The sequence below is a fragment of the Natronococcus pandeyae genome, from assembly GCF_008122205.1.
Lineage (GTDB): Archaea > Halobacteriota > Halobacteria > Halobacteriales > Natrialbaceae > Natronococcus > Natronococcus pandeyae.
Map to the genome: position 1 here is coordinate 1 of NZ_PHNJ01000005.1, position 24234 is coordinate 24234.

Sequence of the window (24234 nt, forward strand, 5' to 3'; positions counted from 1 at the left end):
CCGCCTGCGTTTCGGCGAGTACTGGAGTGCGCGAGCCTCTGGGAAATCCGATTCGCCGCCTCCACTCATACTTTCATTCATCACGCGACCGACCAGCGGTCGCACCGTCCGGGGAGTGGTCCTTCCACTGCCCGGTTCCATCACTCACACGGAGCATCAGCTCCGGGTGGGATTTTTGTATTTTGGCACGCCTCAGCGTACGGAGTTTCGTCTCGCTGGGCCGTACCGCTACGTTTAAACGAACGCAGTAACAACACTAAACCGCGCCAAGGTGGCAGAGTCCGGCCGAACGCAGCGGCCTGCAGAGCCGCCCACCGCCGGTTCAAATCCGGCCCTTGGCTTTTGCGAGAACAGTTCGTCGCGAGTAACAACTGTTGTCGATTTGAGTCACGCACGGCGAACGGAGTGGATCTTTCTCTGGTTCAAACTTGGTCCTTGGCTCGTTGTCGTCACTCGTCTCTGAGCTGTTGCTCTGTCCAATTTTTGGTGTATCTCTCGTCTGAGCGCAGAACGAGAGACGTTACGGCTGAGCTTTCCCAATACGCTCACTTGATTTGTAGCTCTTCAGAGTAACAAACTGTTGACTACGGGTTGTGTATCGAAAATGTGACCTCCGGCGTTGAATAACACCGGTAGGATCACTGTGACTGTCAATGGAGTTAACTGCGTCTTACCGTATCTGCTATGGGAAAATAATTCTAGCTCCTAATCAAATTGGTATCCATGACTGTGGGCCCGTTTTGGGGGTTCTCAATGATGACAGTCGTTCGAGTTCGACTCCCAGTTTCGCTGGTCGACTAGACTGACTGTTCGCCGCCACTAATCGCGGCGGATCAGCTGGGTATCGGAACAGGGGAGAACGTACGGCGATCTACAGTACGGTCGTTGCTCTCCCTGTCTTGAACTGTTCTCGTCAGAACGTGGACCGGGCGCGGTTATGAACTACGCGAAGACGATTGCTCGCTCCGCTTGCACTGCGACTTCTCTCCTTCAGATCGCTTGTGACCGTTTTGCCACTCGAGGATTTGCTCGCGGCGAAAAGCGGGCCGGGCGCGATTTGAACACGCGACCGTCTGGTTAAAAGCCAGACGCTCTGCCAGACTGAGCTACCGGCCCTTCGTTTCCTACTATCGGTGAGTAGTGGTTAAACGTTTCTTTCTCGGTCTGGAATACGACGGAGATTACTCGAAGTACTCCTCGAGCGCGTTCGTCACGAGTTCACCGGGCTTGACGTCGTCAATGGAAGCACGACGCCGGAGATCCCGGTACGTGGCTGGTGAGAGCGTTACGTCGATCCGGCCGAGCTCGACGTCGTACTCTTCGAGTGCCTGCTCGATAGGGGTGCCGTCGTTGACGGCACTGGCGACGCTGCGAACCTCACGAACGGTGAGATCTCCGTCGAGGGTTGCCCAGGCGAGCAGGAGACGGGCCTCGCCGGCCACACGAGCGATGTGTTTAGCCGCTGTCGGCGCGATCTGGCCGAGCGCGACCTGTTTGCGGACCGACCGCGGCAGATCGTGGACGCGGGCCCATTTCCGAATGAACGAGATGGTTGCATCTCCCCCCGCACGTTTGGCTGCGGCCTTGTACGACCCCTCTCCGCGGACGAGTGCGGCACAGGCAGCAGCGCCGCGAAGCATGTAGAGGTGGTCGTCCGCGATTTCGCCACTGGCGAACTGGTGGACGGTTTCGGCGGCGTTGGCGAGGCTCTCTGGATCGTCGGGATTGAACTGGACGGCCTCGCGGGCGTGCGTTCCAGCGACCGATTCGTCGCCCCGGATGACCGGCGTGCCAACGGGTGACTCACGGTCTGTGGGAACTGATCGACCACGTTTGTCGCGGTCGACAGCGTTCTCGCGGGGCCGGTTGTCAGTCATGACTTCTGGTAGGGGTGGCGCAGTCAAAAAGGGCGATGCTACGGTAAGTATCTCACTCAGTTTCCGCGTTTCTCTGCAAGGTGCTCCCAGATTTCCGTGCAACCCGCGCCTTCCTCGATGTCGTCGAGGTGGGAGTCGTCGCGTTCGTCGTCTTCCTCGGATGTCTCTGGTGTGTGCTCGACCGCGTCAGTCATGGAACCCCCTTCGAGGTCCGGAGGGATAAGTAGCGCTTCGGCCGCAAGCGATACCCGTGCTCTGTCCTAGAGGTGAGTTCTGCCGTTATCTCGGACGCCACTCTCACCAGAGCCCACCGGAATAGAACGATTCCGCGACGGTGCTATTTCCGCGCGCGCTCCCTGTCAGCCAGTTTGTGTCCACTCGAGGCTCGGTGATTCCGTTTTTCGGACTGGACCGATTCGGTTGCCGGGACTGGAAGACGGTACGTTCGGGCTGTCGGGGCCGTCGTTACGGACGTTCTGTGAACCGCGCGCGTTTTTTTGAGTTGTCCGTTCGACGCTTCCGACCGGTCATCGAAGGGAAGACGATCACTCTCCCGGAACCGAAATCGCCTTCACAGAGACTATCACGGATCGAATTTTTGAGGTGTGGCAAAATTAGCCGATAGGTGAGGCACTGGTGAGGGAGGTTGTGTTCTACGGTTGTCAGCTCTCCCGAGTCCCACGACGCGAGTGGGCCGACGACCCGGTGTCATCCTGTGGTGGGGAGTAGCTATCGAAGAGGTCGTCGAACTCGTCGGGGAGTTGCGTACGGACGTTCTCGAGTTCCTCGCGGGCCGTCGACTCGCGAATCCCGTCGAACACTGCCCGCGCGAGGTCGGGGGCGTCGCTCCGTTCGACGTCGGTCTGCGTCGCGATCCGCTCGAGAAACTCGTCTCGGTCGAACTTGCGGGTCTCTTCGTCGCTGTCGACGAGTGGCCGTCGAACCTCCCGTGGCAGGTACAGCGCGAGATCACCAGCCTGTCCGCCGGTGATGCGCTCCGCGAGGACGTGGAGTGTCGCGTCCGTCGCTTCTTCGGGTCCAGCGTCGACGGTGTCCGGAAGGCCCTCTGCGACGATACCGTAGAACTCCTCGTCGTCCAGCAGCTGGCCGGGTTCGAAGACGACGTCGAACGCTCCGGGGAGTTGGTCCCGCGTGCGCTCGAGTTCAGTTTCGTCGGCAACCGTTCCGATCCCGGTCAGTGCTGCGCGGATGCGGTCGACGGGTTCTACCGGGTCGTCACTGTCGTCCGTCGCGTCCGTTCGCTCGTCGACGCGGGCGACGAACGCGGCGAGCGAGAACTCCTCGGCCTCTCGTGGATGCGCCTCTCGCAGCGGGTCGGCGGCGACGTCGGGCAGTGTCGCCGCGAGATCTGTGGCCTGTCCGTCAGTGATTCGTTCGCCGAGGGTCTCCATCGTTGCCTCGACGACCTCGCGCGCGCTCTCGGTCGAGTCGACGGGGTCGGTCGATGCGATTTGCTCGAGGAGGTCGCTTTCGTTCGCGGTCATTCGAATCCCCGGCGCGATCGCGCCGGTAGACACTGGTGGACGAACGCGAGTGAGTGCGTTGCGTGCAAGTACATGGAGTCTTATGGGGCGTCACTCGAGTCGGGACTGGCTCTCGGCGCTGTACCAGCCGGGGAACGACTTCCTCGAAATGGTGCTCTACCAGTACAGCCGCTCCAAGAGTGGTGATCTCGGTATCGCCTGCCCTCGCAGGGACGCGACTTTTTCACCCGGATAGCGGAGCCATTGCTGGTTAACCCATGAGCGTCGATACCATCCACGATCTGTTCGAGCACGGCCTCGAGGACATCTATCACGCGGAACACGAACTACTCGATGCGCTCGAGGATCTCGAGCAGCACACCGAACGCGAGGAGATCGCCAAGGCGTTCGCCGAGCATCGCGAAGAGACGGAGGGCCAGATCGATCGGCTCGAGGAGGTCTTCGAGATGTTCGGCGAGCCGCCCGAGAAAGAAGAGTGTGAGGGGATCAAGGGGCTGATTCAGGAGTACGAGGAGTTTACCGAGGAGAACCCGTCCCAGGAGGTACTCGACTACCACAGCATGGCCGCAGCGGAGAAGACCGAGCACTACGAAATCGCCGCCTACGGGAACCTGATCCCGCTCGCGGACCAGCTCGGATTGGACGACGCAGCCGACCTCTTGGAGGAGAACCTTCGGGAAGAACAGGACGCGCTCGACGAACTGAAGGAGCTGACCGAGTCCTTCGAGATGGACGCGATCCCGGCCGAGTAAACCCATGACTGACGAGACAGACGAGAACGAAAACGACGAGGAACAGACCCAGTACGGTGGAACCGAGGACAAGCAGCCAACGACCTCTTCCGACGAGGACGAGGAGGAGGAAGACGAGACGTAGCTCGTTTCGGTCCGATTTTTTGGCACGACGAATCAGCTACTCGCGAAGAACCGTCAGCCCGACATCGCGACGTTCGATCGCGGATCGAACTGATTTGACCGACGTCGGTGACGGTGATCCAGTATTTTGCGTAGACGAAGGAGACGGAGAGGTGACCGCTACTGTGTTCGAGCAGTTGTGCGAGCGCGTCTGGCTCGATTCGCTCGTACAGCGGCGGGAGCGCGTCGAGGTCGACCTCCGTTCGTTCGTCGAGGTCGATGAGGTGCCTCGAGACGACGTCGCTTCCCCCTCCTGAGCGCCCGCAACCGACGCTCCGTCGGTGTGTGGCTGATCCGTACGCGCTTCCGGCCAAAGGGAACTATGCCTGCTGAGCACCGTTTTCCAGGCCAGTCGAAATCGATCATTACTGCTGTGTTTCACGATAACGTATAACCCACCTATACGACGATGCGGGTCGTGCGAATCGTGGTGAGTCTACGATGGCAGACGTTCCGACAAAAACGGCTCGAGCGGAGTGGGGAACGCGTTTCGGGTTCTTGATGGCGATGATCGGTGCCATGGTGGGTGCTGGAAACATCTGGAGATTCCCGTACGTGATGGGGAACAACGGCGGTGGTGCGTTCGTCCTCGCGTTCTTGGTGCTCCTGTTCCTCCTCGCAGTTCCCGGACTGATGGCCGAAGTTGCGCTCGGCCGATACACGAACAAGGGGGTCATCGGCGCGTTCCGTGACGTCGTCGGTCGGGGAGGAATGGTCGGCCTCGGGGTCGTCGTCCTCCTCGTGAACATCGCGCTGATGTCGTACTACTCACCGGTGATCGCGTGGACGCTGTACTACGCGGTCCACTCGTTGCTGTTTACGTTCACGCAACCCGGCTTCGAAGCCGAGCCGTTCATGCTCGGCCTCTTCGACAACGCAGCACTGATGATCGGGCTCCACACGGTCGTGATGGGGTCGATTGCCGCGATACTCGCGCTCGGCATCCGGCGGGGCGTCGAGCGAATCGTTGTCTACGCCGTGCCTGCGCTGGTGATCGCCCTCGCCGTCATGACGATCCGCGGGCTCACACTCGACGGTGCGAGCGAGGGGATCGCCTTCGCGTTCACGATCGATTGGGCGTTTCTGACCTACAGCGACACCTGGATCGCCGCGCTCGGACAGGCGCTGTTCTCGACCGGCCTGGGTTGGGGGATCGCCCTGACGGTCGGCAGCTACCTGCGGGAGTACGACGACGTTCCGCTGGGCGGCGGCGTATTCACCGCGATCGGCGAGTCGAGCATCGGCATCCTCGCAGCGCTCGCGATCTTCCCGATCGTCTTCGCCGTCGGTATCGAACCCGACGCGGGCGCTGGACTGGCGTTCGTCTCGCTGGTGGAGGTCTTCCCCGAGATTCCGCTCGGTGGGCTCGTCGCCATCCTCTTTTTCGTCGGGTTCTTCCTCGCGACGTTCACTTCCGGGCTGTTGATCACCGAGGTGAGCGTCACGACACTGGCCGAGGAGACGCGCTTCACGCGGACCCAGACCGTCCTCGGTGTCTGTGGCGGCATCTGGCTGCTCGGCCTGCCGAGCGCGTACTCGGTCGACATCCTGGACTACCTGGACTTCGTCTTCGGCAACTGGGGACTGCCGCTGGCGACGCTCATGATCATCGGTATCATCGGCTGGGTGATGGGCCCCGAACGGCTCCGCCTGCTCGCGGTCAATCAGAACGCCGGCATCCACGTCGGCCGCTGGTGGAATCCCGTCATCAAGTACGTTATCCCCACCGTGATGCTGTTCATCATGGCCTACTTCGCCTGGGAGAACTTCGGCACGGCGGAGATGATCGGCGGCATGCTCGTGCTCGTGCTGTTCCCGATCATCGGCTACGCGCTCATGTCCGTCATCGAGGGTCGCGGCGAACAACCGGACACCGCGGACCTCACTGGGGGTGATGACTGATGGCGCTGACCGCCGAAGTCATCGGGATGCTCGCCTTTACTCTGTTGGCGTTCTGGGGCATCGCGACCTGGTCGCTCGTGCGGACGCTGCGCCAGGAGGACCGGAAAGTCGAGATTCTGAAACACCAGGACCGAATGGACACCTACTCGCCGGAGTCGCTCGCGGAGCTGCGCGAGTGGATCGAGAACAACCCGAACGATCCGCTGGCCGACGAGGCCCGCCAGCAACACAACGAGTGTGTCGACGCGCTCAAACACACCGATATGCACTACTACGACTGGTCGAGCGAAGAGATCGACCGTCTCGATCGCGTCTGAGCCGTCTCTGGCGTCACCTCTTTTAGGCCTCGAGACGGTAGTAACGGGTGTGACAACCCCGGTTCCGACGAGCCACGACGACAGCGGGTTCTCGATCCGATCCGCAGAGCGCGCCGATCTGCTGGCAGTCGTTCGCATCGAGAACGCGTCGTTCGCCCAGCCCTGGCCCTACGACGCGTTCGAACGGTTCGTCGAGGAACCCGGATTTCTCGTCGCGGTTGGTGGACAGGGCGAGATCACGGGATACGTCGTCGCCGACGTGACGCGAAACTACGGCCGTGATCTCGGCCACATCAAGGATATCGCCGTCCACCCTGACCGACGCGGTGGCGGCGTCGGCTCCGCGCTGCTGTCGCAGGTACTCCCCGTCCTCGCGGCCCACGGTGCCGACTCGGTCAAACTCGAGGTTCGGGAGTCGAACGACGGCGCGAAACGCCTCTACCGAAAGTTCGGCTTCGAGGGGCTTCGCCGGGTTCCGGGGTACTACAACGACGAGGACGCGATCGTGATGCTCCGAAAGCTCGAGTGAGCCAGCGGGGTGCGAGGACGTTTTACCGCCGGCGTTCGTACGGCCGCCCATGGGATACGTCTGCCCGGTCTGTGACGTCGAAGAGGCCGATGCGGTTCACCTCGCAAACCACCTCGCCGTCACCGCCTCGCTCGGCCGTCAGGACCATCAAGCCTGGCTCGAGGAGCACGCCCCCGACTGGGCCGACTGCGGCCCCGAGGAACTCGGCGAGATCGTCGGCGAGCACGCGACCGAGGTCGAGACGCCCGAGTTCGACGATCACGCACACGACCCCGGCCGTCCGCCGGCGCTCGAGGACGAACTCGCGCGCCAGGCGAACCAGCCGGGCCGCGGCGCGATGACGACCGAAGCCGAGAGCGTGCTCGAGGAAGCACGCGAGATGACGCGTCAGATGGGGGCTCCCGATTCTGCCGACGATCCGGATGCGAACGAGTCCGGAGACGAAAACGAAAACGCGTAACTGCCCGTCCGTCGACTGGTCGCGTATGCACACGGTGGGGACGTTCACGTTCGAGTCGCCGGAGGAAGCACGCACCCAGTACCAGTCGGTCGGCCCCGCGGCACAGACGGTCGTCCGCGAGGTCGCGAAATCGATGGAGTTCGACCGCGAGGAGTACGACGAGCGCGTCACCGGCGACGTCGTCGAGACCGCCCGTGACGCGCTGTTTGCGAGTCTACTCGAGGTTACCGTCGGCTCTCGCGAGGAGTACGAGGAGTGGCGCGAGTCCGCCGACGGCGACGTGACGGAAGTCGGCCACGAGGACGTCGACCACGTCGTCTGGCACGCCGGGCCGACTGGCGACGCCGTCGCGGCGACCTTCCAGGACGAGGAGGACGCCGCGGTCGCCACGCTGCGACGGCAGGCGTTCGGCCGGCTCTATCGGGAGTTCCTCGAGGATTCTGACTGAACGGAAACGGCGCGTCGAGACCGATTACAGATACGGGCGGAGCAGGTCGCCGTCGTGAAGTTCGTCGGGTAGCGTCTCGAACCACTGCGCGGCCCTGATCTCGTCCGGAGTCTCTCCTGGCTCGCGACTATCCGGAATCCTGCCGCCAGCGCTGGCCGCATAGACCACGTACGCCGCGTCGAACTGCGCTTCGTCGGGACTCGAGACGTACGTCTGCTCGAGCACGACGGGCGGTTCGTCGATCATCGGATGCAAGCCGGTTTCTTCGCGAACCTCACGCCGTGCGGCCTCACGAAGGCGTTCGCCCGGCTCGACCACACTGCCGGGCAGTATCCAGCCGGTTGACCACCGGTTCTTGACGAGCGCAGTTCGGCCACGGGAGTCACGGACGCGAGCCGCGGCCGTCAGTCCGGTGCCGTCGATCCCCCACTCTCGGAACGACTCGAACTCCGCCCTCGAGACGCGGATCGTCTGTCGCTCCCGCGGTGCGTCGGGGACGATATCGCCGAACACGTTTCGAACGGGAGAGGGACTGGCAAAAGCGCCGCTGATCGTCGATTCTGGACGGGGACGACCGACGGAGACGGCACCTATTACACCCTCGAGGACGCAGCCTTCCACCATGACCGACCCCGAGGAGTGGGAGCTACTGGAGGAAGTGACCGAGTACGAGACGCCCTGGTACGATGGTGGCTACGACCGACTCGTCCAGCCCGACGGGAGCGAACAGCGCTACTACTGGGCCGATCTGCCGCCCGCGGTCGTCGTGGTCGCCCGGATCGACGCCGAGGTGCTCGAGGACGCGGACGACGAAGACGGCGACCGCCTGCTGTTCGTCGAGCAATACCGTCCGACGATCCGCGAGACCCACCTCGAACTCCCCGCTGGAATCGTCGAGGACGGCGAATCCTACACGCGGGCCGGCGCTCGCGAACTCGAGGAGGAGACCGGCTTTCGCCCCTCGAGTACGTCGCTGCTACAGGAGTACGCCGTCGCGACCGGCGTGCTCCGCCACGATCGGGCCATCGTCTACGCCGAGGGACTCGAGCCCGGCGAGCGCGAACTCGACAGCAACGAGTTCCTCGAGGTGACGACGGTGCCGATCGACGACGCGCTCGAGCGCGCTCGCGAGCAGCCGGCGAACGATTCGACGATGACGGCACTGTTGCTCGCGAAGGAGGACGGGGTGCTCTAACGAGGACGCGCTCGAACGGACAGTAACCCGTGGGGCTTATTCACGCGGCGTTCTAACTCGCGAAACATGGACGGCGAAATCTCGACCGAGGAAGTCAAGGAACTCCTCGATGACGATGCCGACGTTCGTATCGTCGACATCCGCGACGAGCACAGCTTCGGACACAGCCACATCCCCGACAGCGAGAACCTCCCGTTCCACGAACTCTCGGGTCGTATCGAGGAACTCGAGGATGCCGACCGTATCGTCACCGTCTGTCCGCACGGTGAGGCGAGCGTCCAGGCCGCCCGACTCATCGGTTCCTACGAGGGTACCGCCGACGCGACGGTCGAGAGCATGGCTGGTGGGTTAGAGGAGTACGGGCTGAAGTACGGTCTCGTTCGAGACGAGGAGAGCGACGCCGACGAGTCCGCGAACGCCGAGTCTCCGTTCTGAGTCGCTCCGTTTAGACCGGCCTTCCGTCTTCGAAGCGTTTTTTCACCAGCCGCGGGGCTGGTCGCTATCAGTGCGCTTTCGCACGTACGACGGAGAAATCGATACCGAGGCGATGCGCGCCGCAGTCGTGGTTCGGAAGTCGTCTCAGATCATCGCGGGCTCAGGCGACATTGAAGCCGCGGTCCCGAAGGAAATCCTCGATGCGGCCGGTGTGGTTGCCCTGGAGTTCGATCTGGCCGTCCTCGACGGTGCCACCACAGGCGAACTTGGACTTGAGATCCGACGAGAGACTGTCCAGATCGACGTCCTTCGGATCGAATCCTTCGACGATCGTTACCTCTTTACCGTATCTGCGCTCGTCAATGCGGATGTTGAGTTGCTGTTGTCCCTTGGCTACGTCCTCACAGACGCAAAGCTCTTCGGGCAGCCCGCACGTCGAGCAGACTTCCGACATTACGTCCGATGATACGAAATGGGCATATTAAACACTATCGGGACCTACATCGCGTCGTGCGATTCTTTTTGAGTGATCGATGGCTCAACGGAACCGACGGAGGATCGGGAGCCGCTCTCGAGCGAGTTCGTCGACGGTCGTGATCGCCTCGTTCGCCTCCTCACGGTCGACGCCGCCGCCGTAGGTCGCCCGCTCGTAGGCCTCCGCGACCCGTTTCGCACGGGGATCGACCGACTCCTCGGCCGACAGTGCCGCCAGGTACTGCCGGCTCGACTCCGCGCGGTGGCGGGGTCGATACTCGCGTGCGAGCAGTCGTTCGAGCCGGCGATACGCGCGGCGAGCGTCCGCGTCGGGGTCGCTCCGGCGTCCGTGCCAGTACAGTCGGAACTCTCGGCGGGCCTGCGTCGTCGCGTCGGTCCGGCGGACGCCGGCCACCAGTCCGACGAGTGCGACGAATCCGATCGCGAGTTGCTCGCGCGTGATCGTGACGAGTTCGCTCAGATCGCGGTCACCGTCGCCGTCACCGTCGTCGACGCCGGATCCGTCATCCGTGTCGTCGTTCGGATGGTCGTCGCTCCCGGGCGGGTCGTCGTCGGGGTCGGTGTCGTCGCCGTTCTCTTCGTCGTCGCCGTTCTCCTCGTCGTCCCGTTCGTCGTCGGACTCGTTCTCGTCCGCTTCGTCGGAGATCGGAACGTCTTCGCTCTCTTCCGTATCCACGTCGTCGCGGCCCTCGTCGCGGGCGTCCTCGAGGCGGTCGTTGTGGACGTCTTCGCGGGCGTCGCCGGGGGTCGGCTCGAACGCGACCCAGCCGTGGTCGGGGAAGTAGACCTCGACCCAGGCGTGGGCGTCCAGCCCGCGGACGACGTACTCGTCGTCGTCGATCTTTTGTCCAGTCGTGTAGCCCGTGACGTACCGTGCCGGAACGTCCTCGCTCCGCAGCATCTGGACCATCGTCGTCGCGAAGTAGACGCAGTAGCCCTCGTCCATCTCGAACAGGAACTCCTCGGCGACGTTGCCCGAGGGCTGGTCGACCTCGAGCGAGTAGCCCTTCGACGTGCGGAGGTACCGTTCGATCGCAGCGGCCGTGTCGTAGCGGGTCTCCGCGCCCTCGGTCACCTCGGCGGTGTACTCCTCGAACTCGCTCGAGGTGTCCTCCGGCATCTGCAGGTAGTCGTGTTCGTCGGTCACGTACTCAGGATCGTCTGTTCCCGCCGCCCGGAGCTCGTCGGGATCGGGATCAATCACCGCGCTCTCGACTTCGTACTCGTCGCCCTCGACGAGCGTATCCGCGGGCTGTGGTTGGCCGTGACTCGAGACGTCGGCGTGTCTCACCGGCGGCCCCTCGAGTCCGACCTGCTGGGGCGCGCCGGGGAGGACGCCGAGTTCCGTTTCGGCGGTAATCCGCTGCGTCGTCGTCTCGTGTTCGCCCGGCGGCGCGCCGATCCGGCCGTCGTACTCCTCGGTCTGGCCCGATCGGACCCACTCGTCACCGGCGAACCGGTCGTAGATGCCGGTTCGCCAGTAGGAGTGCTCCTCCGCCTCGACCGTAAACCGGACCTCCGGCGAGAGGTCGACCTGGCCGCTGATCCCCGACTGTTCGTCCGCGGTGTCGATCGTTCCCTCGAGGGTCCCGCTGCTTCCGTCCGCGAACGCCGGACCGCTATCGTCGCCGGGGAGGAACGTCACCGACAGCGAGAGCACGATGATCGCCGCGAACAGCACGGCGAGCAGGTCGGCCTGTGCGATCGAACCGCCACGGCGCTCGAGTTCGCCGAAACCGACGGCGGCGATCGCGCCGACCGTCCCGATCAGCGTGATCGTCGTTCCCGCGTCACCCGTGAGGACGAGAAACAGCAGCGCGAACCCCGCGGGGAGGACGCTCAGTGCGTATCGCCCGCGCAGCGCGAGGTACCACGAGAGGAACGCGGGGCCGGGCGCGAACCCGAGCGTCCAGAGACCGACCTCGACCATTCGAAGGAGCGGAAGGCCGGTCGCGAGCGCAATGGTATCGGACACGATCGTCCCGCTCGCCGTGAGCGCGGTACCGACGCCGGCACCGGTCGCTTCGAAGTAGTAGGTGAAGCCGACGGCGACGGCCACGACGGCTGCAATCGTCGCGGTTCGGGGTCGGATCGTCTGTGCGAGCACCGTCGCCGCGACGATCATCGCGCCGACGAGCAACAGCAGCGACTGGGTTCCGCCGACGACTCCGGTCACCTCCCGCAGAACGTGGACGTACGAGCCGATCAACACTGCGACGCAGCCGAGTGTGAGCAGACGGAACGGGTCGGGGCCGATCGTCTCGTCGAGGTCGACGCCGACGGTTCGACCGCGAGATTCCGTGCTCATGCGGCCACCCCTCGCGAGGAGCCGCCGTCGGGGCTGGTCTCACGATCGACACGAGCGTCGTCTCCGGCGGCACCGCGAAGCCGATCGAACGGGATCTCGTACCCGTCGATGACGACGACCGTCCCGTTCGCGTCGGACTGGATGAGCACGTCCGCCTCCGTCCGGTCGCGGTCATCGAGTTCGCGGCCCTCGACGACGGCGAGCAATCGCAGGAGCGATCGGTGGTGGTCGCGACCGGTGCTCGACGGACGCCCGTCGTCCGCGACGGTGAGACCGACGCTGACGTCGAGTTCGAGCAGGTAGGTCGCGACGCTGGCGGCGGCGCCCGCCAGTTCGTCCTCGCGACCGGGGATACACTCGGCGGCGATCGTCGCCGACCCGCTCGTCTCGTCGGCGGCGAACTCCTTGACGACCAGTTCGTCGCCCGGCCGCTTGGCGGCGGACTTCCAGTGGACGTCCCGGAGCGGGTCGCCGCGCTGATACTCCCGAAGGTGGTCGAACTCCTCGCGATCCTCCCGCTTCGCCACGTCGGCGAGCAACTCGAGGTCGCGGCTCGCCCCCGCGCGCAGGTCGTAGACGCGCGGGTAGACGAGGACGGTCGTCGTCTCCTCGTACTCGAACCGTCGCTCAAAGAGCCCGAAGATGTCGCTGACGGTGATCGACAGCGGTCCGATCCGGTGTTCGCCTCGCTCCTCGAGGGTGAGGTCGTACTCGAACCCGGTTTCACCCTCGAGCGTCGTCTCTGCGGTGGCTCCCGGTGCCGAGAGTCCGTCGCCGACGTCGTCGCGGACGGTCGCCGCCACGCTCGAGTCGGTTTCGATCGCGACGGTGACCGTCCGACGCTCGCCGATGAATCCCTCGGCGACGGGGCGCCGCCTCGTTCGCGGGCGCTCGGCGCGGACCGTCGTGAGAACGCCGGCGAACAGGACGACGAGCAGCGGCGTGACGACGGCGTTGAGCGCTCGCGGACCGTACTGCCAGCTCATCGTGATGCCGAACGCGACGATGGCGGCGACGGTCCAGCCCCGAGTCGTGAGTCTCATGTGACGCGGACGTACTCGAGTGCGTCCTCGACGACCGACGCGCCGTCCCGGTCGCGACTGTCGGTCTTGATGCGGTGGCTCAACACGACGGGGGCCTCCGTCTGGACGTCGTCCGGGATGACGTACTCCCGGCCGTCGGTGACCGCGCGGGCCTGTGCGGCCCGTAACAGCGAGATCGTCGCACGGGGGCTCACGCCGATCTCTGCGTGTTCGCGAGTGTACCCCGCCAGCCGCGTCGCGTACTCCCGGATCGGCTCCTCGACGCGAACGCCGGCGACCGTCTCGCGGGCGCGAACGAGCGTCTCGAGGTCGGTTACCGGCTCGAGCGAGTCGATCGGGTGGTGGCCGACCGCCCGCCCGAGCAGTTCGGTCTCCTCGTCGGCGTCGGGGTAGCCGAGGGTGAGTTTCTTCATGAAGCGGTCGACCTCGGCGAACGGCAGTTCGTAGGTCTGGTTCGGCTCGACGGCGTTCTGGGTCGCAATGACTGTAAACGGGTCCGGAAGCTCTCGCGTCGTGCCGTCGACGGTCACCTGTTGTTCGGCCATCGCCTCGAGCAGCGCCGACTGGGTCTTCGGCGGTGCGCGGTTGATCTCGTCGCCGAGGACGACGTTGGCGAAGACGGGGCCCTCGTTGAACTCGAACTCCCGCGTCTTCTGGTTGAAGACGTTGACACCGGTCACGTCCGCGGGGAGGAGGTCGGGCGTGAACTGGACGCGGCGAAACCTGCAGTCGACGGATCTCGCGAGCGAGCGAGCGAGCATCGTTTTGCCGACGCCGGGGACGTCGTCGAGCAGGACGTGACCGCGGCCGAGAATCGCCGTGATCACGTGTTCGATAGCGTCGTCGTGGCCGACGATCACGCGCGAAACGTTCGCTTCGACGTCGGAACAGAGGGATTCGATCGCGGATATGGGGAGGGTGTTCGGGGTGTGCGGTTCGCGACCAGTCGCAGATGTCGGGTTGGCGTCAGTCATGGCTCAAAACGATCTCCGTAGGGGGACCCGGCCGAATTGCTCATCAGTACGTCATCTGTGTGTTAGGAACATATGTTTTGTGTCGATCAGGTTGACGGTCCGTTTCAGGTGTGCGTGCCGAAGAGATGGGTTGTACCAACCGAATCGGATCACACACCTACAGTAATTCGATCGCGTGAGGGCTGTGTGGTTGGCTGTACACCGACGTCCGGTGGCTCCGATACTGACCGCGACTCGAGTCACTGACCGGCTGTTTCCTCGGAACTCCGTCGAGAACGAGCGTCGCCACTCACCGAGCGATGATCGGAAAACGATACCTCCCGCTGATTCACCTCAGAGCCGTTCGACGTTGGTCGCGCGTGGCCCTTTATCGGCTTCGACGATTTCGAACTCGACCTCCTGACCCTCCTCAAGGTCGGGGCCGCCGACGTCTTCCATGTGGAAGAACACGTCCTCGTCTGCGTCCTCAGTTTCGATGAATCCGTAGCCGCCAGTGTCGTTGAAGAAGTCGACCGTACCTTTCGCCATTGCAAGTTTATAGAGCCGCGACGAAGATATAAATGTTCGGGAGGCTCCCTCGATTTCGGGTGTATCGGCTATCACCAGGGCTTGCAACCGGGGCAGACGTAGTCACCGTCGTCGCGCCAGGCGCGTTCGGTCGTCGTCCCGCAGCGAGCACACGCGTACGTTCCCCAGGCGTAGGTCGACAGGGCCGTCCCGGCGTTCGACTCGGTTGCGCTCGAGTCGTCCGAATCCCCGTCGGTATCCGTCTCGTCGGGCTCGGCGGCGTCGGGAGTCGTTTCGCGCGCCGCTCGCTCGTCGTCCGTTTCGTCCGTCGCAGCCTCGAAATCGGTGAGCGTCGCGTCGTCAGTCACGTGCCGTCGTACGAATGGGATCGGTTTAATCGCTCCGCTGTGGCCGACTCCTCCGTTCGCCCGCACCTCCCGTCCGGTCGGACCGGCACCCCCAAGTACCACCGGTGACAATTCCCACGCATGGAATCCGCCGTAGTGCTGAACGTCATCGTGGAAAATATCCAGGAGATGAACGAACACTTCACCGAGGTCGCGATGGGCGACGGACTCGCACCCCTGCTCGTCCTCGCTGGCACGCTACTCATCGTCTTCTCGATCGGCGTCTTCGGCGCGCTGACCCTCGGTGCCGTCGGCAGTCTCTTTACGTCGAATTAACTGCTCGGTGAGCGGTCGACGCGCTCGATTGCGTCACTCGCGCGTTCGATCGCATCCTCGAGGTTCGGCCCCAGCGGGGAGCCGACGACCAGTCCGTCGACGTGCTCGAGCGCCGCATCGAACCGTTCTGCGACCGTTTCCGTCGTTCCGGCGATACAGAAGGCGTCGATCATCGCGGGCGTCACCTGGCCGAACGCTTCCTGGAGGTCACCTCGCTCGACCGCCTCACCGACCGCACTCGCCGCGTCGCGGTCGATGTCGTGGCGCTCGAGCACCGGTTCGGCCGCGCCGCCGACGATAAAGGCGACTGGCGGACGGGCCGCCTCTCGCGCCGCGTCCTCGTCCGCAGCGACGCTGACGCTCGCGAAGGCGAGCGCCTCGAATTCTCCGCGATCACTAGACCGGTCGTCGAGTCCCTTCTCGAGCTGGCCGGCGGCCCACTCGAGGTCGTCCGGATGCGCCGCGTTGATCAGCACGCCGTCGGCGTGTTTCGCGCTCATCCGGAGCATGTGCGGCCCCTGTGCGCCGACGTAGACGGGGATTTCGCGCTCGTCGAGATTGAGCGAGGCATCTCGCGCGGTGAACGTCCCCTCGTGGGTCACCGTCTCGCCGGCCCACAGATCGCGGGCGACGTCGAACGTCTCGAGGACCCGCCGGAGCGGGCGCTCGTGCTCGACTCCGAGGTTCGCGAGTGTGGATCGATCGCCCGCTCCGACGCCGAAGACGCCGCGGCCGTCGCTGATTTCGTCGACCGTCGCGGTCTGGCTCGCGAGCTTCACGGGGTGGGTCTCGTACGGGTTGACGATGCCCGGTCCGAGCCGGATCGAGTCGGTCGCGTCGGCCATCTGCGAGAGCGCGACGAACGGATCGCGGTTGAAGTAGTGGCTGCTCGCGAACGCGACGTCGAACCCCTCGTCTTCGGCCAGTGCCGCGAGGTCGGCCATCCGATCCAGCGGGTGTTCGGGCGTGAGTTCGATACCCCAGGTCGTCTCGTCGTCTACAGATGTGTTAGCGTTAGTCATGATTCGAACCGCCACTCTCGCAGGGCCTGGCGAACCAGGTCGTCCTCGACGTCCCTGAACAGTTCGTCGCTCCCCTCGAGGTTGCCGAACTCCCAGTCCCGGACGACGACGGCGGGCGTCCCGTCGGCCGCCTCGCCGGTGACGAGGTTCGCGGCGCTCGAGAGTTCGTCGACCACCGACTGGACGGTGACGCCGAGTTCGTGGCCGTCGCGGTCGACCTCGCCGCGCCAGTCCCGGCTCGCGGGCATCCCCGCCCAGCCGAGTGCAACGCCGCGCTGGCCGTGACGGAACGGCCGCCCGCAGGTGTCCGTCACGATCACGGCGACGTCCTCGTGGCCGCGGGCCGCCAGCCCCTCTCGAATGCGCTCGGCGCTCTCGGCCGGCTTTCGCGGGAGCAACAGGATGTCGTGATCCGGCACGTTCGAGCGGTCGATCCCCGCGTTGACGCAGATGTGGCCGAATCGCGTCTCGGTGAGCAAGAACGGGCAGTCGATCAGCAACTCGGTGCTCTCCTCGAGCACCGCCTGTGCGAACCTGGGATCTTTCTCCTCGCCGGCGACGTCTTCGATCCGACTCGCGATCTCCTTCGCGCGGCCGCTGACGGGGTAGTCCTCGAGGTTCGCCGTTCGCCCTTCGGCCTTCGAGACGATCGTGCTCGCGACCGTGAGGACGTCTCCGGGCTCGAGGGTGGCCCGATCCGCGACGAGCGTAGCGATGTCGTCGCCGGGCCGGATCTCGGGCAGATCCGGCACCGCGTGTAGTTCCATACAGGAAGGTGGGCGACCGTCGCCAAAAACGCACCGTCACCGGAGCATTCGGCCGTCTGGTTCGTCACCACAACTCACCCGGTCAGCGTCTCGACGGTGACGTCGCCGTCGTCGACGGTCGCGACGAGCATCGTCTCGCGGTCGGCAGGGCTCGCGCCGGTCGCGCTGCCCGGGTTGAGCACTCGAATGCCGTCGATCGTCGTGTCGACGATCTCGTGAGTGTGGCCCGCGACGGCGATCGCATCCGGACCCGCTTCTTCACGAGCGGTCGACGCTACTCGCTGGTGCCAGCCGTCCGGCGATCCGGTTCCATGTGTGACGACGAACGTCGTCCCTTCGATCTCGAGCGTCGCCACCGACGGCACCTCGAGGGTCGGGGGGTCCATGTTCCCGCGCACGCTCGTCAGGTCCCCGCCAGTGAGCTCTCGTACCCGCTCGTAGGTCTGTACCGAATCGAAGTCTCCCGCGTGGATCGTGTGATCGGATCGTTCGATTTCGTCAGCGATCCAGTCGGGAACGCCGGTCGCTCGCGATGGAACGTGCGTATCGGCGACGATGGCGATTCGCGACATGGGCGAGACTACGGGAGTCGGGTTTGAAAACGGTCGGCCGAACGCGCGATTCCTGCCCGCAACGACGGTCGACGTACTCCGCTCCGCTTACTCGAGGTCGTGCCAGGAGACGCTGCCTTCCTCGAGGATCCGCTCGGCCTCGAGCGCGTCGGCGTTGAAGGTCGCGGCGAGCGCCTCCTCGGGCGGACGCACCTGCCCCTCGGCCTCCGTGACGGCCGGTTCGGTGGCGGGGCCGCTCGCTTCGTCGACGACCAGCCGCATCCCCATTCCGAGGAACTCGTGTGGCGGACAGTAGAGGTCGTAGACGCCGCTCTCCTCGAACGAACAGAGCCAGTAGGTGTCGACGTCCATCATCGGCGAGGAGAGCGGTTCCGCGCCTTCGGGTACCCGGTGCGTTCGTCCGAAGCCTTCGTGGAAGGCCGCGACCGCGTGGTCGGGTGTCAGGAAGTTGAACTTGACCACGTCCCCCGCTTCGATCGCCAGCCCCGCCGGTTCGAAGTAGAACTCCGGCGGCCGATCCTCGTCCTCCCCGGGATAGTCCATGAGGAGATCGATCTCGTGATCGTAGTCGACGGGCGGTTCCTCGTCCATCGACGTCGACGGGTAGCCGTATCGCTCGTGGAGTTCGTCGCTCGACTCCTCGTCGTCCCCGCCGTTATCGCCGTCACTTTCGTCGTTCTCGGCCTCGTCGTCGGTGCCGCCGTCGTCGTCGCCGCTCAGACAGCCGGCGAGCGCGACGCTGCCGGCGGTCGCTGCGGTCAAAAACGTTCGTCGATACGATACAGATTCGTCTGCTCCGTCTCTCTCCTGCGTCATTGATTTTCCACCCAGACACGACAGCGCTGCAACAGCTATCGTGTACAGTGTGGTATACTGATATGTTCTGTATAAGTAGTTGACGATAGATAACTTCATAAATATCTATATTTCCTGCCAGAAATTGCGCATTGACGACGCCGACCCGTCCGAAAGCGACTCCACCGTCGGCGTCATCCGGCCAGATATGACCGGCAAAGCTGAGGACGCAGAGCCGTCTCACGTCGTCACCGCATTTCTCCGCAGCGGAGGCGAGATCCTCCTGTTGCGCCGCAGCGACGCCGTCGGCACCTATACAGGGCAGTGGGGCGGCGTCTCGGGGTTCGCAGAGGACGATCCCGACGAGCAGGTTCGACGGGAGATTCGCGAAGAAACCGGCCTCGAGGACGGCGTTTCGCTCGTCCGTTCGGGCCGCCCCGTCGAGTTCACGGATCCGGACCTCGAGCGCGAGTGGGTCGTCCACCCCTCCCTCTTCGACTGCGAGGATCGGGACGTCGAACTGAGCGAGGAACACGACGCACTCGAGTGGGTTCCGCCGACCGAACTCCTCGACCCCGAATCGGACCGCGAAACGGTGCCGAAGCTCTGGACCGCCTACGAGCGCGTCGCGCCGACGGTCCGCTCGATCGCCGCCGACGACGAACACGGTGCCGCGTCCCTGTCGATCCGCGCGCTCGAGGTGCTGCGCGATCGCGCGGGATTGTTAGTGGCCGAACGAGTCGAGTACGGCGACGACCCCGAGGGCGAGCGGGACGAACTCGCCCAGCTCGCGGGACAACTCCTCGAGGCCCGACCCTCGATGGCAGTGCTCCGGAACCGGGTGAACCGAGCGATGTCCGATGCTATCGACGACACCGGGGACGACACCGCGGGTGCTCCCGATGTTCTCGAGTCCGCACTCGCGGGAATCGACCGCGCGCTCGAGGCCGACGCCGAGGCGGCGACGACCGCGGCCGACCTGCTCGATGGGTCGGTCGTGACGCTCTCGCGGTCGGGGACCGTCCTCGAGGCGCTCCGCGACGGCAATCCGTCGCGGGTGTTCGTCGCCGAATCCCGCCCGGCTCGAGAGGGCGTCACGGTCGCCGAGGAACTGGCGGACGAGTACCCCGTGACGCTGCACACCGATGCGGCGACGGCACACGTTCTCGCGAGCGAGGACGTCGACCGAGTCGTCGTCGGTGCGGACGCGATCCGTCCGGACGGCGCCGTCGTGAACAAGACCGGGACGCGGGCACTCGCGATCGCCGCCGCCCGAGAAGGTGTGCCGGTGACGGTCGTCGCGGCCACGGACAAGATCTCGACCCGCGAGGAGGTGAACCTCGAGTCCGGGACTCGATCGGCGGTGTACGACGGTGAGGCGGCTATCGACGTCGTCAACCCGACGTTCGACGTGACGCCCGCCGACTGCGTGACCGAGGTCGCTACCGAGCGCGGACGGCTCGAGACCGGCGACGTAGCGGACGTGGCCGACGAACTTCGCGAACTCGAGGCGTGGCGAGACGCGTAGCGGCGTCACCGACCGACACACAACGTTTTTCCTGACTGTCGCTATCGATAACGTATGCCGGGAGCACGCATCCAGCGCGGCGAGCGGGTGACGCTGCGGTCGCTCGAGGACGAGGACCTCCCGTTTCTCCAGCGGGCCTACGCGAATCCCGAACTTCGCTACCCGCTCGGGGCGCCGCTGAAGAGTCGGGACCGTCTCGAGGCGTGGATCGAAGACGACGCGGACCGATTTCTCGTCTGTCTCGACGAAGACGACGCGGACGACGGCACCCCCGACGAGGGATCGACTCGCCGAATCGGCGCGGTTACCGTCGAAGACGCAGACTGGCGACGGCCCGACCTCGTCTACTGGCTCGTTCCGGAGGTCCACGGCGAAGGCTACGGCCGAGAGGCGGTCTCCCTGGTCGTCGACTACGTCTTCCGGACGGACGACGTGCCCGGGGTCGGCGCGGCGGCGTACGACTTCAACGATGTGTCCCGCGGGTTGCTCGAGTCGCTCGGCTTCGTGGAGGAGGGTCGAATCCGCAAGGATCGGTTCGTCGATGGGGGCTACCGCGATACGATCCAGTACGGGCTACTGCGCGAGGAGAGGCAGGACGAGCGCGATCGGTAGCACGCGGGCGGTCGTTTACGGCGAGTTTCGGCGAACTCGAGCGGTTCGTGGGGTTTTTGCGTGTGACGAGCGTAGCACCGAACGTGGCGGCCGTGACGAAGTGTTACCCCCTCCGAGCCCCTTGTGACGAGGGATTTTCTCCGAGCCGCCTTTCATGCAAACGTTGAACCTCGAGTCCTTCGTAGCGCCAGCCATGCAGTTCGAACTCGAACGACTCGGCGTCCACGACTCTGTCGAGGCGGTGTTTCCGCCCGCGGAACTCGCTGACTTCCTCTCGGAGCTCCCCGCCGACGTCACCGTCGTCGGCGACGACGAGATCACCGACTGCGACGCGATCGTCACCCTCGAGCACCGGGACGCCTTTCTCGAGTGTTCGTGGATCCACTCGATTCAGGCGGGCGTCGACCGGTTCCCGTTCGACGAGTTCGAGGAACACGGCGTGACCCTTACGAACAGCACGGGGATCCACGACCGCACAGTCGGGGAGACCGTCGCGGGCTACCTGCTCGCGTTCTCCCGTCGGCTACACGACCACGTCGCCGATCAGCAGGACCGCCGGTGGGAACGCCCCGAGTGGGACGAGGCGTTCACGCTGCCGGGAACGACGGCCTGCGTCGTCGGCACGGGAACGCTCGGCACGGGCGTCGCCGACGTGCTCGGCGCGCTCGGCGTTCGGGTGATCGGAGTTCGGCGCTCCGGCGAGCCGGTCCCCGGCTTCGAGGAAGTGTACGCGAGCGACGACCTCCACGAGGCGATCGCCGAGGCCGACTTCGTGGTCGTCACGCTGCCGCTGACCGACGAGACCCACCACCGCTTCGACGCCGACGCGTTCGACGCGATGGCCGAGGACGCCTACTTCGTCAACGTCGGTCGCGGCTCCGTCGTCGACGAACCCGCGCTGATCGACGCCCTCGAGGCCGACGCTCTCGCCGGGGCGGCCCTGGACGTTTTCGAAACCGAACCGCTCCCCGAGGAGTCGCCGCTCTGGGAGATGGACGAGGTGATCGTCACCCCCCACTGCGCGGCCTACACACGGGACTACTTCCGGGACGTCGGCGAGATCGTCCGCGAGAACGTCGACCGACTCGGGGACGACGAGCAGTTCTACAATCAGGTCGTGTGAGCGTGACGGAGGTTCGAGTACGGGAGGCGACGCCGGCGGACGCCGAGACGATCGCCGCCGTTCACGCCGCGGCGGTCCGGGAACTCGGTGGCGGCGACTACGACGATCGGCAGGTGCGAGCGTGGCTCGAGAACGTCCATCCGGAGCGCTATCCGATCGAGGAGACCGACGCCGGGATCCACGTGCTCGTCGCCGAGCGCACGGATCGACTCGCCGGCTTCGGCTGGCTCGATTGCGATTCGAGCGGCCGCGACGAGTCGGTCGGCGAAATCGTCGCCGTCTACGTCCGTCCCGACGTCGTTCGCGAAGGGATCGGCAGCGTGCTCCTCGACCGACTCGAGGGGATCGCCCGCGACGCCGGTCTCGAGGCGGTCGTCCTCGTCGCGTCGAAACACGCGATCGACTTCTACCGTCGCCAGGGGTACGAGGGCGAGGAGACGGTCGGACTCGAGATGGCCGACGACGTGTCGCTCGCGGGACTCCGAATGCGGAAACGGCTATCGTCCTCGTAACTCGAGATCAGTTTCGTTGAGTGCAACCGCGACGAGGGGCCGACTGGTTCGTGTAAAGCGGCGGGATGGTCCGCGACCGATTGATTGTTACGGCGCAATGGGATCGCGCCGACACGTTCATCGTTCGAGAGTCGTACAGCCGCGAGCGAGGTGACGACCGGGTCGAGCGCGTCGAGGTTTCCGACGACGACGGCTGCGAGTAGCCGCGTTGGGGCTGTCCGCCGGCCGCCGACTCACTCGCTTTTCGGCTGCTCGTCGCGCACCTCGAGCACCTCGAGTTCGATCTGGACGGGGACGCCGGCGAGTTCGTGGTTGAAGTCGACGAGGGCGGTTTCGTCGCCGACGTCGGTCACCCAGCCGGTCTTGCCGTCATCGGTGTGGACCGGTGTCTCGGGCTCGAGCGACCCTTCCGCCTCGGAGTCGTCGATCTCGTCGACCGGAATCTCGACGACCTGGCTCTCGTCGTGCTCGCCGAAGGCTTCCTCGGGCTCGAGCCGCATCGTCGTCTCCACGGGCAGGTCGTCGGGGTCGGCCTCGAGGTCGAGCAGCGCGTTCTCGACGCCGGGCAGGACTTCGCCCTCGCCGACGCGGATCTGGAGCGGTTTGTAGTCTCGGTCGTCGTGGTAGATGCCGGCCTCCCTCGCGAGGTCGGCGTCGGTGGTGTCGAACGGCTCTCCCACTTCGTCGCCGTCGACGATGCGTCCAGTGTACTGACAGATCGCGATCCGTCCGGGTTCGACCATGATTGGAGTGACCACGGACGGACGCAAGAAGGCACTGCAGGCTACCAGTCGGTGAAACGCCCGTACAGGCGAACGGTTAGCCGCGCGACCGGCCGGGCGCACGGCTCGAGCACTGCGAGAGCCGTGCAACCCGGGGAAGGGCAGGCAGTTCACGCAGTTCGCCGCGAGAGCGCCGGCTGGCGCTCGAGCGGGCCGACGACTGATGTGAAGGCGTGCTTTGCACGCCTGAACGGAAGGAGGAGCGATTTTGATCAACCTTTTGCCGAGGGACGGCGCGCTCGCGACGGGATTCCCGTCGCGAGCGTGTACGACCGCAGAGCAAAAGGTTGTTAGAAGAACTTGAACAGATCGTCTCGCTGCTGCTCGTGGAGGTGCGTGCGAACGGCCTCGTTCAACGGCTCGATCTGGCCGCGCTTGGCGGTGATCGGCGCGATGGTCTCCTGCCACTGCTTCCACGGCGGGAGCAGCCCCAGCCGATCGCAGAGTTCGTTCAGGCGCTCGTCTTTGTCGTCGACCTTGTCCATCTTGTTGACGGCGACCACCGTCGGAACGTCGAGTTCGCGCAGGAAGTGGAACATCTCGACGTCGTAGGGGATCTCGTCGGGACCGGAGTGGCGGTCGATGATGTCGATGACGCTCTTGCCGTCGACGACGAGGATCCCGACGAGGATGTTGTCGGCGTACTCCTCTAGGTAGTGGACGATGTCGGTCTTGATCTGTTCGCGGCGGTCCTCGTGGACGCCGCTCATGAAGCCGAAACCGGGGAGGTCGGTGATGACGAAATCCTCCGGAGCCCAGTCGTAGTGATTCGGCTCGCGGGTGACGCCGGGTTTGCCGCCGGTATCGAAGGAGTGGCCGGTCAACTCGCGCATGAGCGTGGACTTGCCCACGTTCGAGCGACCGACGAGGGCGACTTCCGCCTCGCGGTCGGGACGCGTATCGAACATGTGTAGCCGTAGTCGCGTCGC

At 65.0% G+C, this 24234-nt stretch carries 30 protein-coding genes, 2 tRNA genes and 1 pseudogene; 15 read left to right on the forward strand and 18 right to left on the reverse strand.

Translation table 11 applies throughout. The features are described from left to right. Positions 1-265: 265 nt before the first annotated feature. Positions 266-341: transfer RNA gene (locus CV102_RS10630), tRNA-Cys, on the forward strand. A gap of 701 nt (positions 342-1042) precedes the next feature. Here the strand turns inward: CV102_RS10630 and CV102_RS10635 are convergent. The 4 genes from CV102_RS10635 to CV102_RS10645 form a co-directional block, all read right to left on the reverse strand. After that, positions 1043-1116 (reverse strand) — tRNA-Lys (locus CV102_RS10635). 65 nt (positions 1117-1181) lie between these two features. Continuing rightward, the gene (locus tag CV102_RS10640; protein ID WP_148857986.1) at positions 1182-1877 is read right to left on the reverse strand and encodes a DUF7119 family protein; all 696 of its coding nucleotides are present in this window, start codon (positions 1875-1877) and stop codon (positions 1182-1184) included. A 56-nt stretch (positions 1878-1933) separates the two neighbouring features. Then, positions 1934-2071 (reverse strand): hypothetical protein, encoded by a 138-nt coding sequence (locus CV102_RS25915; RefSeq protein WP_187432935.1) that lies wholly within the window; start codon positions 2069-2071, stop codon positions 1934-1936. A gap of 468 nt (positions 2072-2539) precedes the next feature. Then, positions 2540-3382, reverse strand: coding sequence for a DUF2267 domain-containing protein (locus tag CV102_RS10645; RefSeq protein ID WP_148857987.1), 843 nt, complete (start codon positions 3380-3382; stop codon positions 2540-2542). A gap of 257 nt (positions 3383-3639) precedes the next feature. Here CV102_RS10645 and CV102_RS10650 point away from each other — a divergent pair, with 257 nt between their 5' ends. Beyond that, entirely contained in the window at positions 3640-4134 is a 495-nt protein-coding gene (locus CV102_RS10650; RefSeq protein ID WP_148857988.1) for a ferritin-like domain-containing protein, read from the forward strand. Positions 4135-4409: 275 nt separating this feature from the next. Here the strand turns inward: CV102_RS10650 and CV102_RS27215 are convergent. Beyond that, a pseudogene (locus CV102_RS27215) lies at positions 4410-4610 on the reverse strand (HalOD1 output domain-containing protein); the annotation flags it as partial. 127 nt (positions 4611-4737) lie between these two features. Between CV102_RS27215 and CV102_RS10655 the strand changes: the two are divergent. The 5 genes from CV102_RS10655 to CV102_RS10675 are packed head-to-tail and all read left to right on the forward strand — an operon-like array spanning position 4738 to position 7952. Beyond that, positions 4738-6198 (forward strand): sodium-dependent transporter, encoded by a 1461-nt coding sequence (locus tag CV102_RS10655; RefSeq protein ID WP_148857989.1) that lies wholly within the window; start codon positions 4738-4740, stop codon positions 6196-6198. After that, positions 6198-6515, forward strand: coding sequence for a hypothetical protein (locus tag CV102_RS10660; RefSeq protein ID WP_148857990.1), 318 nt, complete (start codon positions 6198-6200; stop codon positions 6513-6515). The genes CV102_RS10655 and CV102_RS10660 overlap by 1 nt, the downstream gene beginning before the upstream one ends. A 49-nt stretch (positions 6516-6564) precedes the next feature. Continuing rightward, positions 6565-7044: a ribosomal protein S18-alanine N-acetyltransferase gene (rimI, locus tag CV102_RS10665; RefSeq protein ID WP_148857991.1), complete on the forward strand. Its 480-nt coding sequence runs from the start codon at positions 6565-6567 to the stop codon at positions 7042-7044. Positions 7045-7093: 49 nt separating this feature from the next. Then, positions 7094-7504 carry a DUF5810 domain-containing protein gene (locus CV102_RS10670; RefSeq protein ID WP_148857992.1) on the forward strand — a complete coding sequence of 137 codons (411 nt, stop codon included), beginning with the start codon at positions 7094-7096 and terminating at the stop codon, positions 7502-7504. Between the two features lie 25 nt (positions 7505-7529). Beyond that, a complete protein-coding gene (locus CV102_RS10675) occupies positions 7530-7952 on the forward strand; it encodes a DUF5809 family protein (protein WP_148857993.1) in 423 nt (140 codons plus the stop codon). Between the two features lie 24 nt (positions 7953-7976). Here the strand turns inward: CV102_RS10675 and CV102_RS10680 are convergent, their stop codons facing one another. Beyond that, positions 7977-8465 (reverse strand): NUDIX domain-containing protein, encoded by a 489-nt coding sequence (locus CV102_RS10680; RefSeq protein WP_148857994.1) that lies wholly within the window; start codon positions 8463-8465, stop codon positions 7977-7979. 109 nt (positions 8466-8574) lie between these two features. On the opposite strand from CV102_RS10680, the gene CV102_RS10685 reads away from it, so the two are divergent. Both CV102_RS10685 and CV102_RS10690 read left to right on the forward strand, forming a co-directional pair. After that, a complete protein-coding gene (locus CV102_RS10685) occupies positions 8575-9147 on the forward strand; it encodes an NUDIX hydrolase (protein WP_148857995.1) in 573 nt (190 codons plus the stop codon). A 66-nt stretch (positions 9148-9213) separates the two neighbouring features. Beyond that, positions 9214-9582 carry a rhodanese-like domain-containing protein gene (locus tag CV102_RS10690; RefSeq protein WP_148857996.1) on the forward strand — a complete coding sequence of 123 codons (369 nt, stop codon included), beginning with the start codon at positions 9214-9216 and terminating at the stop codon, positions 9580-9582. A gap of 160 nt (positions 9583-9742) precedes the next feature. On the opposite strand, the gene yciH is transcribed toward CV102_RS10690, so the two are convergent. The 6 genes from yciH to CV102_RS10720 form a co-directional block, all read right to left on the reverse strand. Further along, entirely contained in the window at positions 9743-10036 is a 294-nt protein-coding gene (gene yciH / locus CV102_RS10695; protein WP_005553381.1) for a stress response translation initiation inhibitor YciH, read from the reverse strand. A gap of 84 nt (positions 10037-10120) precedes the next feature. Then, the gene (locus tag CV102_RS10700) at positions 10121-12385 is read right to left on the reverse strand and encodes a transglutaminase TgpA family protein (protein WP_148857997.1); all 2265 of its coding nucleotides are present in this window, start codon (positions 12383-12385) and stop codon (positions 10121-10123) included. Beyond that, entirely contained in the window at positions 12382-13428 is a 1047-nt protein-coding gene (locus CV102_RS10705) for a DUF58 domain-containing protein (protein ID WP_148857998.1), read from the reverse strand. The genes CV102_RS10700 and CV102_RS10705 overlap by 4 nt, the downstream gene beginning before the upstream one ends. Then, on the reverse strand, positions 13425-14402 hold the full coding sequence (locus tag CV102_RS10710) for an AAA family ATPase (protein ID WP_148857999.1): 978 nt from the start codon (positions 14400-14402) through the stop codon (positions 13425-13427). The genes CV102_RS10705 and CV102_RS10710 overlap by 4 nt, the downstream gene beginning before the upstream one ends. Before the next feature lie 333 nt (positions 14403-14735). Then, the gene (locus tag CV102_RS10715) at positions 14736-14930 is read right to left on the reverse strand and encodes a cold-shock protein (RefSeq protein WP_148858000.1); all 195 of its coding nucleotides are present in this window, start codon (positions 14928-14930) and stop codon (positions 14736-14738) included. Between the two features lie 71 nt (positions 14931-15001). Then, positions 15002-15277, reverse strand: a complete 276-nt coding sequence (locus CV102_RS10720; RefSeq protein ID WP_148858001.1) for a DUF7573 domain-containing protein — start codon at positions 15275-15277, stop codon at positions 15002-15004. A 120-nt stretch (positions 15278-15397) separates the two neighbouring features. On the opposite strand from CV102_RS10720, the gene CV102_RS10725 reads away from it, so the two are divergent. Next, positions 15398-15592 (forward strand): hypothetical protein, encoded by a 195-nt coding sequence (locus CV102_RS10725; RefSeq protein ID WP_148858002.1) that lies wholly within the window; start codon positions 15398-15400, stop codon positions 15590-15592. Here the strand turns inward: CV102_RS10725 and CV102_RS10730 are convergent. The 4 genes from CV102_RS10730 to CV102_RS10745 all read right to left on the reverse strand — a co-directional run bounded on the left by CV102_RS10730 (position 15589) and on the right by CV102_RS10745 (position 18769). After that, the gene (locus CV102_RS10730) at positions 15589-16614 is read right to left on the reverse strand and encodes a 5,10-methylenetetrahydromethanopterin reductase (protein WP_148858003.1); all 1026 of its coding nucleotides are present in this window, start codon (positions 16612-16614) and stop codon (positions 15589-15591) included. The two genes, CV102_RS10725 and CV102_RS10730, sit on opposite strands and share 4 nt — an antisense overlap. Beyond that, positions 16611-17381 (reverse strand): coenzyme F420-0:L-glutamate ligase, encoded by a 771-nt coding sequence (locus CV102_RS10735; RefSeq protein WP_148858004.1) that lies wholly within the window; start codon positions 17379-17381, stop codon positions 16611-16613. Before CV102_RS10735 ends, CV102_RS10730 begins: the two co-directional genes overlap by 4 nt. Positions 17382-17455: 74 nt before the next feature. Next, complete coding sequence (locus tag CV102_RS10740; RefSeq protein WP_148858005.1) at positions 17456-17953, reverse strand: metallophosphoesterase family protein; 498 nt, start codon at positions 17951-17953, stop codon at positions 17456-17458. Positions 17954-18040: 87 nt separating this feature from the next. After that, positions 18041-18769, reverse strand: a complete 729-nt coding sequence (locus tag CV102_RS10745; protein WP_148858006.1) for a cupredoxin domain-containing protein — start codon at positions 18767-18769, stop codon at positions 18041-18043. A 187-nt stretch (positions 18770-18956) separates the two neighbouring features. On the opposite strand from CV102_RS10745, the gene CV102_RS10750 reads away from it, so the two are divergent. The 5 genes from CV102_RS10750 (at position 18957) to CV102_RS25925 (ending at position 22726) form a co-directional block, all read left to right on the forward strand. Further along, the gene (locus CV102_RS10750; RefSeq protein WP_148858007.1) at positions 18957-20276 is read left to right on the forward strand and encodes an NUDIX domain-containing protein; all 1320 of its coding nucleotides are present in this window, start codon (positions 18957-18959) and stop codon (positions 20274-20276) included. Between the two features lie 54 nt (positions 20277-20330). After that, positions 20331-20888, forward strand: a complete 558-nt coding sequence (locus CV102_RS10755) for a GNAT family N-acetyltransferase (protein ID WP_148858008.1) — start codon at positions 20331-20333, stop codon at positions 20886-20888. A gap of 193 nt (positions 20889-21081) precedes the next feature. Then, positions 21082-22011, forward strand: coding sequence for a D-2-hydroxyacid dehydrogenase (gene ddh / locus CV102_RS10760; protein WP_148858009.1), 930 nt, complete (start codon positions 21082-21084; stop codon positions 22009-22011). 2 nt (positions 22012-22013) lie between these two features. Beyond that, the gene (locus tag CV102_RS10765; protein WP_306438840.1) at positions 22014-22523 is read left to right on the forward strand and encodes a GNAT family N-acetyltransferase; all 510 of its coding nucleotides are present in this window, start codon (positions 22014-22016) and stop codon (positions 22521-22523) included. 65 nt (positions 22524-22588) lie between these two features. Next, positions 22589-22726: a hypothetical protein gene (locus tag CV102_RS25925; protein WP_187432937.1), complete on the forward strand. Its 138-nt coding sequence runs from the start codon at positions 22589-22591 to the stop codon at positions 22724-22726. Between the two features lie 30 nt (positions 22727-22756). Here CV102_RS25925 and CV102_RS10770 read toward each other — a convergent pair whose 3' ends face one another. Further along, complete coding sequence (locus CV102_RS10770; protein ID WP_148858011.1) at positions 22757-23266, reverse strand: FKBP-type peptidyl-prolyl cis-trans isomerase; 510 nt, start codon at positions 23264-23266, stop codon at positions 22757-22759. A 329-nt stretch (positions 23267-23595) separates the two neighbouring features. Then, positions 23596-24213 carry a GTP-binding protein EngB gene (gene engB, locus CV102_RS10775; protein ID WP_148858012.1) on the reverse strand — a complete coding sequence of 206 codons (618 nt, stop codon included), beginning with the start codon at positions 24211-24213 and terminating at the stop codon, positions 23596-23598. Positions 24214-24234: the final 21 nt, after the last annotated feature.

Excerpts from the sequence above, each read along its gene's own strand:
- CV102_RS10640 (WP_148857986.1), bottom strand. The coding sequence starts at position 1,877 with ATGACTGACAACCGGCCCCGCGAGAACGCTGTCGACCGCGACAAACGT.
- CV102_RS25915 (WP_187432935.1), bottom strand. The coding sequence starts at position 2,071 with ATGACTGACGCGGTCGAGCACACACCAGAGACATCCGAGGAAGACGAC.
- CV102_RS10645 (WP_148857987.1), bottom strand. The coding sequence starts at position 3,382 with ATGACCGCGAACGAAAGCGACCTCCTCGAGCAAATCGCATCGACCGAC.
- CV102_RS10650 (WP_148857988.1), top strand. The coding sequence starts at position 3,640 with ATGAGCGTCGATACCATCCACGATCTGTTCGAGCACGGCCTCGAGGAC.
- CV102_RS10655 (WP_148857989.1), top strand. The coding sequence starts at position 4,738 with ATGGCAGACGTTCCGACAAAAACGGCTCGAGCGGAGTGGGGAACGCGT.
- CV102_RS10660 (WP_148857990.1), top strand. The coding sequence starts at position 6,198 with ATGGCGCTGACCGCCGAAGTCATCGGGATGCTCGCCTTTACTCTGTTG.
- CV102_RS10670 (WP_148857992.1), top strand. The coding sequence starts at position 7,094 with ATGGGATACGTCTGCCCGGTCTGTGACGTCGAAGAGGCCGATGCGGTT.
- CV102_RS10675 (WP_148857993.1), top strand. The coding sequence starts at position 7,530 with ATGCACACGGTGGGGACGTTCACGTTCGAGTCGCCGGAGGAAGCACGC.
- CV102_RS10685 (WP_148857995.1), top strand. The coding sequence starts at position 8,575 with ATGACCGACCCCGAGGAGTGGGAGCTACTGGAGGAAGTGACCGAGTAC.
- CV102_RS10690 (WP_148857996.1), top strand. The coding sequence starts at position 9,214 with ATGGACGGCGAAATCTCGACCGAGGAAGTCAAGGAACTCCTCGATGAC.
- yciH (WP_005553381.1), bottom strand. The coding sequence starts at position 10,036 with ATGTCGGAAGTCTGCTCGACGTGCGGGCTGCCCGAAGAGCTTTGCGTC.
- CV102_RS10700 (WP_148857997.1), bottom strand. The coding sequence starts at position 12,385 with ATGAGCACGGAATCTCGCGGTCGAACCGTCGGCGTCGACCTCGACGAG.
- CV102_RS10705 (WP_148857998.1), bottom strand. The coding sequence starts at position 13,428 with ATGAGACTCACGACTCGGGGCTGGACCGTCGCCGCCATCGTCGCGTTC.
- CV102_RS10710 (WP_148857999.1), bottom strand. The coding sequence starts at position 14,402 with ATGACTGACGCCAACCCGACATCTGCGACTGGTCGCGAACCGCACACC.
- CV102_RS10715 (WP_148858000.1), bottom strand. The coding sequence starts at position 14,930 with ATGGCGAAAGGTACGGTCGACTTCTTCAACGACACTGGCGGCTACGGA.
- CV102_RS10725 (WP_148858002.1), top strand. The coding sequence starts at position 15,398 with ATGGAATCCGCCGTAGTGCTGAACGTCATCGTGGAAAATATCCAGGAG.
- CV102_RS10730 (WP_148858003.1), bottom strand. The coding sequence starts at position 16,614 with ATGACTAACGCTAACACATCTGTAGACGACGAGACGACCTGGGGTATC.
- CV102_RS10735 (WP_148858004.1), bottom strand. The coding sequence starts at position 17,381 with ATGGAACTACACGCGGTGCCGGATCTGCCCGAGATCCGGCCCGGCGAC.
- CV102_RS10740 (WP_148858005.1), bottom strand. The coding sequence starts at position 17,953 with ATGTCGCGAATCGCCATCGTCGCCGATACGCACGTTCCATCGCGAGCG.
- CV102_RS10745 (WP_148858006.1), bottom strand. The coding sequence starts at position 18,769 with ATGACGCAGGAGAGAGACGGAGCAGACGAATCTGTATCGTATCGACGA.
- CV102_RS10750 (WP_148858007.1), top strand. The coding sequence starts at position 18,957 with ATGACCGGCAAAGCTGAGGACGCAGAGCCGTCTCACGTCGTCACCGCA.
- CV102_RS10755 (WP_148858008.1), top strand. The coding sequence starts at position 20,331 with ATGCCGGGAGCACGCATCCAGCGCGGCGAGCGGGTGACGCTGCGGTCG.
- ddh (WP_148858009.1), top strand. The coding sequence starts at position 21,082 with ATGCAGTTCGAACTCGAACGACTCGGCGTCCACGACTCTGTCGAGGCG.
- CV102_RS25925 (WP_187432937.1), top strand. The coding sequence starts at position 22,589 with ATGGTCCGCGACCGATTGATTGTTACGGCGCAATGGGATCGCGCCGAC.
- CV102_RS10770 (WP_148858011.1), bottom strand. The coding sequence starts at position 23,266 with ATGGTCGAACCCGGACGGATCGCGATCTGTCAGTACACTGGACGCATC.
- engB (WP_148858012.1), bottom strand. The coding sequence starts at position 24,213 with ATGTTCGATACGCGTCCCGACCGCGAGGCGGAAGTCGCCCTCGTCGGT.